Annotated in this window: 7 protein-coding genes; 5 read left to right on the top strand and 2 right to left on the bottom strand. The window is 63.9% G+C overall.

Features of this window, described 5'->3' with window-relative positions; genetic code table 11:
• Window positions 1-116: 116 nt before the first annotated feature.
• Both IT350_12195 and IT350_12190 read left to right on the top strand, forming a co-directional pair.
• Window positions 117-1835 (top strand): glycosyltransferase family 39 protein, encoded by a 1719-nt coding sequence (locus IT350_12195; protein MCC6158804.1) that lies wholly within the window; start codon window positions 117-119, stop codon window positions 1833-1835.
• Between the two features lie 58 nt (window positions 1836-1893).
• The gene (locus IT350_12190; protein ID MCC6158803.1) at window positions 1894-2997 is read left to right on the top strand and encodes a hypothetical protein; all 1104 of its coding nucleotides are present in this window, start codon (window positions 1894-1896) and stop codon (window positions 2995-2997) included.
• 67 nt (window positions 2998-3064) lie between these two features.
• Here IT350_12190 and clpB read toward each other — a convergent pair whose 3' ends face one another.
• Complete coding sequence (clpB, locus tag IT350_12185) at window positions 3065-5656, bottom strand: ATP-dependent chaperone ClpB (protein MCC6158802.1); 2592 nt, start codon at window positions 5654-5656, stop codon at window positions 3065-3067.
• Window positions 5657-6642: 986 nt separating this feature from the next.
• Between clpB and IT350_12180 the strand changes: the two genes are divergently transcribed.
• On the top strand, window positions 6643-8454 hold the full coding sequence (locus tag IT350_12180) for an OmpA family protein (protein MCC6158801.1): 1812 nt from the start codon (window positions 6643-6645) through the stop codon (window positions 8452-8454).
• A gap of 322 nt (window positions 8455-8776) precedes the next feature.
• Here IT350_12180 and IT350_12175 read toward each other — a convergent pair whose 3' ends face one another.
• Window positions 8777-9316, bottom strand: coding sequence for a hypothetical protein (locus IT350_12175; GenBank protein ID MCC6158800.1), 540 nt, complete (start codon window positions 9314-9316; stop codon window positions 8777-8779).
• 354 nt (window positions 9317-9670) lie between these two features.
• Here IT350_12175 and IT350_12170 point away from each other — a divergent pair, with 354 nt between their 5' ends.
• Both IT350_12170 and IT350_12165 read left to right on the top strand, forming a co-directional pair.
• The gene (locus IT350_12170) at window positions 9671-11476 is read left to right on the top strand and encodes a L,D-transpeptidase family protein (protein MCC6158799.1); all 1806 of its coding nucleotides are present in this window, start codon (window positions 9671-9673) and stop codon (window positions 11474-11476) included.
• A gap of 193 nt (window positions 11477-11669) precedes the next feature.
• The coding region (locus IT350_12165; protein MCC6158798.1) for a penicillin-insensitive murein endopeptidase at window positions 11670-13506 on the top strand (1837 nt) is incomplete at its 3' end.

Raw genomic sequence — 13506 nt, 5'->3', positions numbered from 1 at the left:
CGCGCGACCGGCGCGACAAATTCCGAGCGCAAACCCTCCCGGCTTGTGCGCGTCCGGAAATCCCCCGTAGATTGGTCGGGATGGATTTCCAGAAACCGGACGATTTCTCGGGCGCAATGCCGATTCGAATCGTTTTCGCGTCGATGATCGCGGCCGGAGCGGCGATCCGCGTCCTCGACTTCCTCACCCTGCCGATCATCGAAAACGACGGCGTGAATTTGATGATGTCGGCCCGCAACACCCTCGCCGGGCAAGGCATCAGTCCATCCCTGACGCTGCCCTCGATGATCGTGACCGCCATGTTCGGCGTGTTCGGCGAGGGACTATGGCCGGCAACGCTGCCGAACCTGTTGGCGGGGCTGGGGACCATCGCGCTTTGTTTCACCGCTGGGAAAGCGGCGAGAAACCGGGAAACCGGCGTCGCGGCGGCGGGATTGTACGCCGTCTGCGCGCTGGCGATGTTCTACGCACCGCTGCCCAAACCTTACACCCTGCTCGCGTTCTTCGTGTTCGCGGGCGTCGTTTGCTGGGCGGTGGCGATCGACCGCACCGGCTGGGCGGCGGTCGGGTTCGGACTCCTTTCCGGGCTGGCATTCGGTGCCGCATTCGCCACGCACACCTTCGCCGCCTTCGCGGCCGTGCCGTTGCCGTTCATCTGGGTCACTTCGTTTCTGCGCCCCGAGCGGCGAAGTCGCCGAGTGCCAACTCTGTGCGCCGGGATCGGCTTCGGCGCGGTGGCGGGACTGCTCGTCGCGTGGCGCTTCCCGGCCTTCGGGTGGTCGATCTTCAACGATTATCTCATGGACTGGAGATTCGAGATCGCCATTCCGGTGTGGTCGGTGCGTTGGGAGGGCCTCACCAATCTCTATTCGCTCTCGCCGTTTGTTTTCGCGCCGGGGCTCGGGGCGTATTTCGCCGGTCGCCGCACGCGGTCCCCGATCGAAATCTATTCGCTTGCGCTCGTTGCGCTCAACCTCGCCGTGTACCTGCTCAATCCGGTCAACCGATTCCCGCGCGTGCTGCTCACGTCGATGGCGCCCATGGCGCTCCTTGCGGCGATCGGGCTCTGCGATCTGGTCGCGCGCCGGAGCGCCTCGATCTGGGTGATTGCGTTCGTTTCAGCCCTCGGCCTCGCGCTCGTCGGCGCGGAGGCGTCGTCCTCTCGCATGGCGATGCTGGGGATGCTCGATCGCGTCCAGCCCGCCGTCTTCGCCCTCATTGTCGCGGGGCTGTTCGCCGTCGGTTTCGCGGCGGGTCGCGCGAGATCGACGAGCCCGTCCGCTCATGGCGCGGTCATCGCCGCACTCGCCGTATTCGCGATTTCGACCTTGGCGTACGCCGCGATCCACACGCGCGTCGCGCTCTCCCGACAGGCCGAACTCTACCAGCGCCGCGTGGCCGGGCTCGTCGAGTGCGGAACGACATCGGACACGCTCGGCGGCGGCGATGGCGTCCACCTGCTCCTGCGCGGGACGCATAACTATTCGTGGCTCGTCGATTTGCCCCGCGAGCGGTTGCTCGACGCATACGCACGCGGCATTGTTGGCGCGCTCGAGGCCGAGGGGGTGCGTTGCGTCGTGGTCGATTGGAACGACCCCGAGGGCGAGGTCGCGATGCTCGATGAGTTCGTGCGTTCGTCGGGCGTGCCGCCGGAGCAGGCGCGCAACCTGTTTCGCGAACTTGACGAGGACGCGCGAATCCACGTGATCGCCGAGCGCGCGCCGATCAGCACCTATGGAATCGCGGGGTACGAACCTGTCGGGCGGACGCCGCTGCCCAAGGAGTTCGATCCGATTTGGCCGACGACTTGGTGGCCATCGGTCGGGAACCCCTGACCCGCCTTGGCAGGCCCACCCCCCTTTGCTACATTCGCGGGCCTTGGACCGTGCGGAAATGACCACCGAGAAGAAACCCGACAAAACCCTCGCGCTCGCCGCCGCGGCCGCGTTTCTCGCGATCGTCGCCGTCGCGTTGGTGGCCGCCATCGTGGGTCGCGATTGGATCCGCACGCAGCTCGAAAAAACCGCCCCGACGCCCTCCCCCGCGGCGAAGAATTACGAGCTTCGTCGATTGGATTTCCCAAGCATGTCGAAGGCGCAGCGCGACGCGTTCGACGTGGCGATTCTTCACGACGACGCGGTGCGCGAGTGGTGGTATCTCAACGCGCATCTCTACGACCAGTTCGACAACCGCTTCACGCTGATGATCGCCATGCTCAAGGACGGCCGGTTATTCGGAATCGTCGCGGAGCACACGGCGGACATCACGATCCCCATCCTCGCGCCGCAAACGACGGCGTCGCACGACGCCTACGCGCGCTCGTATACAATCGGCGACGCCACGATCACGCAGCCCGACCCGAAATTCCTGTGCTACACCTTCGATTTCAAGCACGAACGGCTCGCACTCGATCTCGAGGTGTGCGCCAACAAGCCGCCGCTGATCGTCGATCAGGATGGCCAGGTGCGCATGGGGGAGAAGGGACATAGCTGGTACTACAGCGTAACGAACGCCAACATTCGCGGAACCGGCCTGCTGGACGACAAGGCCGTCACGCTTCAGGGCCGCGCGTGGATGGACCGCCAGTGGGGCAACTGGTACGTCGACGACTTCGACCGTTGGGACTGGTATTCGCTTCAACTCGACGGAGATACGGAGCTGCTGCTCTTCGTCTTCTGGAAGGGCGACCGGATCATCCATCAGTTCGGCGACGTGTACCTGCCCGACGGCACGGCCAAGCACGGGCTCAAGTTCAACAGCACGCCCACATCCACATGGTTCTCGCCGCGCACGGGCATCTCGTGGGAGACATCATGGACGATCAGCATCCCGGAATATCGGGCGAACCTGATCGTGACCGCGGATTTCCCCGATCACGAGGTGGACGAAGTCCTTTGGGAAGGCGGCGTCGAGATCGGCGGCAAATGGGGCGGCGCACCGGCCAAGGGGCGCGGGTTCTTCGAGGCGCGGCGTCGCGGGGCCGAAGAGAAACGCTGAGGCCGCGCGTCCGGGAGCCATTTTCGCGCGCCCGCGGCCCCGCGACCGCCACGATCGCGCGTGGGCATCAAACCGCGCGCGACGCGAAATTCAGACCGCCCTCGCGAGCGCTCACGCGCACCGACTCGCCGTCGCGGATCTCGCCGGTGAGGATCTTTTTCGCGAGTTCATCCATCAGCAGCGTCTGAATGGCGCGGCGCAGCGGCCGTGCGCCGAAGACCGGATCGAACCCGTGTTCGACGATCAGGTCGCGCGCGGCGGCGTCGAGATCGAGCGCGATGCGCCGGTCGCCCAGGCGCTTTTGCAGCCGCGCGATCTGGATGTCCACGATCCGGTGCAGATGGGCGCGGCCGAGTCGGTGGAAGATCACGACCTCGTCGATGCGATTCAGGAACTCGGGGCGAAAGTGCGCGCCCAGCTCTGTCGTCACCATGCGGCGCATCTCGTCGTAGCGCGATTCGTCGAACTCCTGAATGAACTGGCTGCCGATGTTGCTCGTCATGATGAGGATCGTGTTCTTGAAATCGACCGTGCGCCCGTGCGAGTCCGTCACGCGTCCGTCGTCCAGAATCTGGAGCAGGACGTTAAAGACCTCGGGGTGCGCTTTTTCGATCTCGTCGAAGAGCACAACGGTATAGGGCCGGCGACGCACCGCCTCGGTCAGGTAGCCGCCCTCGTCGTATCCCACGTCTCCCGGCGGCGCGCCGATGCGCCGCGACACCGAGTGCGTCGCCCTGAACTCGCTCATGTCCACGCGCACCATCGCGTCTTCGGTGTCGAAGAGAAATTCGGAGAGCGCCTTGGCGAGTTCCGTCTTCCCGACGCCTGTTGGACCCATGAAAATGAAGCTGCCCAGCGGGCGGTCGGGGTCCTGAATCCCCGCGCGCGAACGGCGGATCGCGTTCGCGACGGCGCGCACGGCCTCGTCCTGCCCGATCACGCGGCGCCCCAGTTCGTCTTCCATCGCGACGAGGCGGTCCATTTCGCCGCGCATCATCTTCGTCACGGGAATGCCGGTCCACTGCGAAATGATCTCGCAGATGTCTTCGGAATCGACCTCTTCCTTGAGAATCTTGCCGTCTTTTTGCACGCGGACGAGTTCGACTTCGGCGCGTTCCAGATCGCGCGCGAGGGACTGTGCGCGCCCGTAGCGGATCTCCGCCACGCGACCCAAGTCGCCCTGGCGTTCCAGATCGCGCTCCTCTGCGCGCAATCGCTCGGTCTCCTCCTTCAACTCCCTGATGCGGTCGATGGCGATCTTCTCCGCCTCCCACCGCTCCTTTATCGCGCCCTGCCGCTGTCGAAGTTCGCCGATTCGCTCCTCGACCTTTCGGCGTCGCTCTCCGCTCGCGGCATCGGTTTCCTTTTTCAGCGCCTCCAGCTCAATTTCGAGCCCGACGATCTCCCGCGTCAGCGCATCGAGTTCCATGGGCATCGAGTCGAGCTCGATACGTAGCCGCCCCGCCGCCTCGTCCACCAGATCGATCGCCTTGTCGGGCAAAAAGCGGTCGGCGATGTAGCGGTTCGAGAGCGTCGCCGCGCTGACAATCGCGCCGTCGGTGATGCGCACGCCGTGATGCACCTCGTAGCGCTCCTTGAGTCCCCGCAGAATCGCGATGGTTTCGGCGACGTCCGGCTCTCCCACGAGCACCGGCTGAAATCGGCGCTCCAGCGCCGGGTCCTTTTCGATGTGCTTGCGGTATTCGTCCGTCGTCGTCGCGCCCACGCACCGCAGTTCGCCGCGCGCGAGACTCGGCTTGAGCAGATTGCTCGCGTCCATCGCGCCCTCGGCCGCGCCCGCGCCGACCAGCGTGTGCAGTTCGTCGATGAAAAGCACCACGTCCCCGTTCGACTCGATCACTTCCTTCAGCACGGCCTTGAGCCGGTCCTCGAACTCGCCGCGATACTTCGCCCCCGCAATCAGTGCGCCGAGATCGAGCCCGACGAGCCGCTTGTTCTTCAGCGACGTCGGCACGTCGCCCGCGACAATGCGCTGGGCGAGCCCCTCGGCGATGGCCGTCTTGCCCACGCCCGGCTCGCCGATCAGCACCGGGTTGTTTTTCTTGCGCCGGTTGAGCACCTGGATGACGCGGCGGATTTCCTCGTCGCGCCCGATGACCGGATCGAGTTTTCCCTTGCGCGCGGCCTCGGTGAAATCCGTGGCGTAACGCTTGAGCGCCTCGTATTTGTCTTCGGGATTTGCGTCGGTCACGCGCTGCGAGCCGCGAATCGCCGCCAGCACGCGGTAGATCGCGTCGGGCGTGACGTTGTGCGTCTTGAGGATGGCGTGAACGCGTGTGCCCTCCATCCCCGCCGCCGCGATCAGCAGATGCTCGGTACTCACGTACTCGTCGCGCATGCGGTCGGCCTCGACCTGCGCGAGTTCGAGCAGGCTCCCGAGCTGCGGCGACATGTAGGTTTCGGAGTTCGTGCCGCTCACGCCCGGGATCGATGCAAGCTTCTCCTCGATTTCACGGGCGATCACGTCGCGGTGCGCGCCGAGGCGTTCGAGGATCGAACCGACAATGCCGCCATCCTGCTCGATGACGGCCAGCAGCAGGTGATCGGCGTCCACGGCCTGGTGTCGGGTTTTTTTCGCGATCGAAGCGGCGTCGGCGAGCGCCTCCTGCGTCTTGAGGGTGAATTTGTCCGTTCGCATGTCCGTTCTCCGTGGGTTCCAAACGAGCCCGTGCATTCAACGTAACCACGAACGCGGTCGTTTCAAGCGCAAGGCGAGATCTCCCCAGGAAAGAACGCTGTCCTTCCCCGCACGACCGCCGGATCTACGCCGCCCAAGCTTCGGCCGTCCGAGCTTCGCGGTCGCTCGCCCGCTCGCCCCGCTCGGCAGCGCCTCGAATCCGGTTTCTGTACGTCGGTCCGCGGTTTCGCTCCACGCTTCCTCCCCACGGTCGGTCGCCCTTCCGCGGTTGCGCCTCGCTTCGATCGGGATGGCCTCCTCTCGGTCGGACTTCCACCAACAAGACAGCGCCCATGCCGGGCGCACAAGACGGGGCACAGCCGGGGGCGGCTGTGCCACATGACCCGAATGGCTTCCCGCACAGCCTCGCGTATACGGACGCCGAGCGCCTTCAAATCCCGGGCATGAAGACCATTCGAGGGCGGCAGATCGATTTCCGCTTCGAAATACCGAGCGCATCCTCCCCCGGGGAATGACCCGCGCCTGCGGACGGTCAGCCTGGATTTTCTTCCGGTCCCGCGCGGGACATGCGCGACCAAGACGCGGGGGTGATCGGGCGGAGGGCGTTGCGAGCTCGCCATCCCGTCGATCGCTTCCGGTCACGCCGGCAGATCCATGGATCACGACGTCGTAAATATTTGGCCGCACATCCCGCCCGGTCGCATCGCATGAACGGTCAACTGTTTTCGAGATATGCCGCGTGCGCGCGCCGCGATCCGGTCCGCCCGCCATCGCCCTCGCGGCGACGCGAATCGCGTGCGAAAACAGGTCGTTCGTTCTTGACAAGGTAGGGGGGCTATGCGAGAAGGGCGCGAGTTTGCTCTCTTTTCCCTGACAAAACCAAAACGGCGTTCGTTTTGGTCGGAAAATCCGCCTGCGCCGGCCGCGTGCCGCGATCCCGATCGCGAACGGTCGGTCTTTGTGCTTGGCGATTCGGAGGGTGCGGGATGCGTCGTTTCGGCATCGTCACGGGGTTGTTCGCGGTCGTTCTCACATTGTTCGCCGCCCCGGCTTTCGCGCAGGAAGCCATCGACGCGCAGATGTTCCGGCCCAGCATTTTCAACGGTCACTTCCTCGCGATCGAAGACGCGCGCACGCTCGACAAGCTGTGCTACGGCTTCGGTCTGTATGCGAACTACGCCAGCAGCGTGGTCGAAGTCCGCGTCGATGACGAATTCGATTCGGGCATTCTGAACGCGGTGACGTCGGCCAACTTGACCGCGGCGTTTTCGCCGTGGCGCTGGTTGAGCCTCGGCGTCGATGTCCCGTTCCATCTGCAGAGCCGCGCCAAGAGTTTCGAGAACGTGGAAAACGATCCCGATGCGGGCGAGGACCCGGGCGACACGCCGCTCGAGGACAAAGCGGCGCTCGGCGACATCAAGGCCGAGATCAAGCTCGGCGTCTTCAACGAGGAGCGCAACAAGACGCTCGGCCTCGCGCTGGCGGGTTTCGCGACCTTCCCGACGGGCGATCCCGACATCTTTCTCGGCGAAGGCACGACGAACTTCGGCGGCAAGATGATGCTGGAAAAAGACTTCCGCGTCTTCAACATCGGACTGAACGGTGGATATCTGGTGCGTCCGAATCGCACCGTGTTCGGCACGGACATCGGCAACGCCTATCTTTTCGGCGCGGGCCTTTCGCGCGACTTCAAGAACGGCCTCGGATTCTCGATCGAATGGTGGGGCCAGCAGTTCGACTCGTCGTCCAACGAGCAGCTTCAGGCGAACCCGATGGAAGTCATCGGCACGCTGCGCTACAAGTTCGGCAAGAACGGTCCGCGCGTGATCGGCGGCGCCGGCGCCGGCCTCACGAGCGGCGTGGGCTCCCCGTCGTATCGCGTGATCGCGGGTATCGACTACTACCCGCGCTGCGAAGGCCCCACGCAGGGCAAGCTCAACATCCGCGTCGTCTCCGAAGACGGCAAGCCGGTCGTGTCGACCCTGACCGTGGCGGGTCCCAAGACGACCGATCCCAAGACCCCGTCCAAAACCTTCAAGACGCCGACCGACGAGTCGGCCGAGTACCGTGCGATGATGAACCCCGGTGAGTACACGATCGTCGCCACGGCGAACGGCTACAATCCCAAGTCGGGCAAGGGCCTCGTCCTCATCGGCAAGACCACCGAGGTCGTGATCCAGCTCGAAATGAAGAAGCAGCCCACGACGCTGACCATCAACGTCGTCTACAAGAAAGACCAAAAACCCATCGACGGCGCCGCGATCCTCATCAAGAACACGGTGAGCGGCAAGGTCGAGGCGGCCAAGGCCATCCAGGGCAAGTGGGAGAACAAGTACGACGCCGGCAACCTCGTCATCAGCAGTTGGGCGCAGGGCTATGAGCGCGTCGATCAGCCCTTCGAGGTCGTCGCCAACAAGGCCAACGTGCTGACCATCGAACTGCGTCAGATCATCATCAAGATCGGCTCGATCCGGTTCGACTACGACTCCGCGAACCTGCGGCCCGAGTCGGTCCCGGTCCTGCAGGATGTCATCCGCCAGATCAAGCTGAAGGAAGCCGAAGGCGGCTACAAGAAGCTCATCATCGAGGGTCACACCTCCGCCGAAGGCACGGATGAGTACAACCTGAACCTGTCGCAGAAGCGCGCGGCGTCGGTCGCCAAGTACCTCGCCGACAACGGCATCAAGGCCGAACTGCTCGAGCCCATCGGCTACGGCGAGTCGCGGCCGATCGCCGAGAACGAGACCGACGAGGGCAAGGAAAACAACCGCCGCGTCGAGTTCATCTTCGAGGAGTAATCCTCGCACCATCCCGAACGCGCATCGGCGCGGGCCGCAAGGTCCGCGCCGATTTGTTTGGGGAACGTGCGGCGCGATCCGGGGACACGGATTCCACGGATGGACGGGGGCCGTAGGGGCGCGATTTATCGCGCCCATCGCGCCCGACCAACGACCATGACCACCGACCGACGACCCATTGACCAACGTCGCGGGCGGGGGCGCCCGCGCCACATGGGATACCAGACCACACGGAATACCAGAGCGCACCCAATACCAGAATAAAAAATCGCCCCGAGGTTTCCCCCGGGGCGATTCGAAATTCGAAGTTCGGATCGTGCGATTACATCGCGGCGCCGGCCATGGCTGTCGCCTTGTCCTTCAGGGCCGCCAAAACCTTCGGCGCTTTTTCGGCGATCGTCGTCAGGTTGTCCTTCACGCTCTTGGCCTCGGCCAGCATGACGGCTTTGGAGGTGTCGCTCGCGACGCCGGTCACGAAATCGATCAGGCTCTTCACGAGTTTCGGAGCTTCGGTGGAGAGGGGCTCGAGGGCTTTGATCGCCGCATCGACGTCTTCTTTTTTCGCGTTGGCGTCGGCCAGCACCTTGTCGGAGAATTCCACGACCATCGCGGTCTTCGAGCTCGACGCGGCCAGGGTATCCCACGTGGCGTCGCCGAAGGTCTTGTAGGTCTTTTTGCCCGGATCGTAGGGCGTGCCTTCGTACTTCTTGAGATCGGCGGACGCGCCGCCCAGCATCAGATCGTTGCTCTTGGCCGACGCGACGTTCTTGGCCGCCTTGGCGATATCGCCGACGCCGAACGCCATCGCCGAACCGGCGAGCACGAGAACGAGCACACAGGACAACACCAGCGTCTTCTTCATGGTCCTTCTCCGAAAAATGGGTTTAGGGATCACGCAGATCACCGGCGCGAATCGGCCCGACCGCGCCGTACGCTCGAAGGAATCGTACCTCGATTTCCCCCAACGAGGGCAATTTCGTACCACAGTTCGACCGGGAAGCCAAGAATAATCGACGCATATTCGGTTTTCCCGGCGTAAAACCTTGATTTTTTTGAATATTTCTCGGCTCTTCCCATCGCGGCGCGAAAATGCCGGAAAAATCTCTGGAATTTTTTCCACAGGTCGTGTAAATAGCGCTCCCTGCAACGCGATCGCATCGGAAAATGCGGGAAAGATCATAACTCGCACGAACGCGATGCGGATAGGATGCACGGCGTGAACGGACGGTTTTCCAAAGCCGGAAGGGCGGCGTTGACGGCGCTGGCGGGCGTGCTGATTCTCAGCGCGTGCACGGCTGTCTTTCGCACGCAGGCCACCCGGGAAGTGACGGCGCTTGGCCTCAATCTTCCCGACCTCATCCGCGCGCGGGCCGAAAACGACACCGCGCTGCGCGACCAGATCAATGCCCTCTACGGCGCGCGCCTGACCGACATCCACGAGATCGAGCCGCAGACGAAGGCGATCTACACGCAGGACTTCGGCGAGAAATTCCGTTTCGTCGTCGATCGCAAGCTCACGAAGGACCACGAGGCGTTGATCGCGACGCTCTACTCGTCCTTCGACGACGGGATGAATCCGACGAACTTTTTGGCCGACCAACTCAAGGCCGAGGCACAAAGCGTTGCGGAGCGGGCCAACGAGGTCGAGGCGGCCTGTCGGGTTTCCCTCGACGAAGCGGGCAAGCAGGCGCTCATCGAACACCTGACCCAGGAGTCGAAAAACGACGCCGCCCCCGAACTCACCGGGACGGCGATTCTCGAATGGATGCTCCAGCCCAAGTTCGGGGCGAAGTACGAAGTCGTGCACAAGGCGTACGATCAAACCAAGGCCGCGATCCTGGCGAGGTCGCAGGCCGAGTTCAACACCGAGCTCGACAACGCGGTGGCATATTTCAAGTACGTCCGCGCCATGGGTCTCAAGGACGAGATGCTCCTCGCGAACTGGGAGAAGTCGCTCGCCGACTTCTCCGGCGCCATCGCCGCTGCCGTGCCCAACACACCGCACTACCTGCGGCTACGGGCCGAGCTCGACCGTTACCGCAAGCTCGCCGCCAAGCACGCCGACCTTCCCAAGCTTCCGGCACCCGCGTCGAAAGTGCAGAAAGGATCCAGCGGCGACCTCGTCAAGGCCGTCCAGGAGCGGCTGGAGATGACGGGCTTTTATACCGGACCCATCACCGGCACGTTTGACGACACGACGAAGGAAGCCCTCGTCCAATATCAGGCGACGCACCAGCTCCCGACGGACGGCGTTGTCGGCAAGGGCACCATCGACGCGATGAACATCCCCTTCTCGGACCGCGTGAAGCGCATTCGCCTCGCCATGGCCAAACAGCGCAAGTCCGGCTCGCGATGGAAGAACTACTATGTGCGGGTCAACGTGCCCGAGTTCGCGGTCGAGGTGGTCGAGGACGGCAAGATCCTGCGTCGCCACAAGGTCATCGTCGGAAACCTGAATCCGCTCAACCACACGCCCGAGTTCGAGGCCGAAATCCAGAAGGTCGTCTACAACCCGGCGTGGTTCATGACGCCCCGGATCTTCAAGAACGAGGAACTCCCCAAGTGGGTCGCCGACGAGGAGTACTTCACCAAGAAGGGCTACAAGGCCCACTTCAACAAGGACGGCATGCCCGTCGCGGCCTACCAGCCCCCAGGTCCGGGCAACGCCCTGGGGCGCGTGAAGATCCTGTTCCCGAACAAGCACGACGTGTACCTGCACGACACGCCGACCAAGCCCCTGTTCAACCAGACAATCCGAACATTTTCGCACGGTTGCATTCGGCTCCAGAACCCCCTGGACATGGCCGCGTTCCTGCTGACGAAAGACAATCACCCCGCGGTGGCCGAGATTGACAAGATCCTGGCAGGGCACGGGACCCGCGAGATCAACCTGCAGAACAAGGTGCCGATCTTCATCGAGTACAGCACCGTCTCGACGAATGAAGAAGGCCACGCGGTCTTTCTGGCGGACGTCTACAAGCGCGACGCATCGGCGCTCGCCGGGCTCGACGATCCGATTTGAGAACGATTCTCAGCAGTTAGGGCCAATTTCCCCAAGCTTTTCATCCGGTTATCCCGGTTGACAGACCCGTTGCGATCCGGGTAAATTCGACCGGCTCAGCGGCTTTTGCCCAAAACGCGTCAGAATGTTCTTTTCCAAACCGCAACGGTGTTCTTTCGCAATGGGCATTGGTCCAACGAAAGGAAGGCAAGGCATGAAGCAACGCAAGTCCGCGAGGGGCGTGCGCATCTTCGTGATCCTCGTGGTCGCGCTCTGGGCAACCGGAGCACTCGCCGCCATGGATCCCGAGGCCGCTCCCCTGACCGACACGATCTCGGCGAACTCCGCCGACGCGAACGAGCAAGACTCTGTGGATTCGTACGCAAGTGCTTCGGATCTCAATCAGGGCAATTCGCCGGATGAAGAGCCGGCGGAGAATGGCAACCTCAACTCGTCGCCACCCGAAGAAGGGGGCGAGGAAGACGAGAATGACGTCGCCGACGAGGTGGAAGACGATGTCGACCCCACCTTGGCGGCCATCAATCCGGACAACATCGACCTGACCGGCCGCAATCTTTCCGCGGCTCCGTGTCTGTCGGTGGGCGCCGCCTCGGGCGGTCGCCTCGTCAATGGCGTTCAACTGGCGTCCGCGCCCGGCATGATCGTGCGCGACGGACATAACTGGGGCACGCCGGAAACCGTCGCCGCGCTCAAGTACGCGGTGGCCAAGGTCAACCAGCAGTATCCCAGGGGCACGCACCTGCTCGTCGTGGGCGACATCTCCGCCCATAACGGCGGCAAACTGCGTCCGCACCGATCGCACCAGTCGGGCCGCGACGTGGACATCAGCTTCTATCACAAGGGCAAGGGCCAGCCGCGCTTCTTCGAGTCGGCCACGGCGGAAAACCTCGACGTGCCCCGCACGTGGGCGCTGCTCGAAGCCCTGATGGAAGACAACAAGACCGAGTACATCTTCATCGACAGCGGCGTTCAGGCGATGCTGTACAACTACGTGAAGTACAAGCTCAAAGCGCCCGACTCCTACCTCGACACGGTCTTCGAGGTGAACGGGCACAACCGGCGCGCCATGATCCGCCACGCGCGCGGCCACCGAAACCACATTCATGCGCGTTTCTGGTCGCCCATCGCCGTGGCCGCCGCGCGCAACTACTTCTATTCCGACGAGCAGCTCGCGCGCCTCGCGCAGGCCGGCACGCCGCGCCATCCGGGAAACGGCTACATCCCGCTGGCGAGCCTGGACAAAGTCGATCGCGGTCCGATGCCGAAGTTCCAGACCATCAAGGACTGGCAAACGGTCTGGACCGGTCACACGGTGCGCAAGGGAGAAACCCCTTCGGCCATCGCACGTCGATACGGCGTCAAGACCGCCACCCTGATGCGCTGGAACGGCCTGAAGAGCAGCAAAGCGCTCAAGGCGGGCCGACGCCTCAAGGTGCAGACACGCAAACAGGTTTCGATCCAGGTGCCCGTGGCCGGCGCCTGGGAAGACGACAGCGACACACCACAGATCGCGTCGAACGCGGAGCCGACGAAGCCGATTGCGGCCGCCGAGGTTCCCATGCCGACGCAGGGGGCGTCTCCTCAGACCGACCTCGCGGCGAACGTGCCCGAACCGGTCGCCGCCGCCGCGCCGACCTTCCGCACCGTGGAGCGCGTCGAGCGCGCCAAGGTGAAGTCGGGCGACACGCTTTCGGCGATCGCCAAGCGCAGCCGCACCACGGTCGATCAGATCGCGCGTCTCAACGGCCTGAAGAAAAACGCCAAACTCAAGCCCGGCCAGTCGCTCAAGGTGCGCGTGAAAAAAGAGCGCATCCCCGTCGAGCCGACCGTGACCGCGGCGGCCATCTCACCGGAAGTCACGGAAAACGCCTTGAAGACAGACAGCGCGGTGACGGTGGACGAGCCGGCATCAGACGACTCGGCCTCCGCGGATGACATCGCGGATGCGGCGATCGAAATGGCTTCCGCGGACGCGATCGAGCCCGCGTCGCCGCACACGGTGGACATGGAGTATCGCGTGATGGACGGCG

The sequence above is a fragment of the Deltaproteobacteria bacterium genome (genome assembly GCA_020845895.1).
In the GTDB taxonomy this organism is placed as follows: domain Bacteria; phylum Lernaellota; class Lernaellaia; order JACKCT01; family JACKCT01; genus JADLEX01.
The sequence above is the reverse complement of the archived record's forward strand: the minus strand, read 5'-3'. Positions and strand labels throughout refer to the sequence as shown.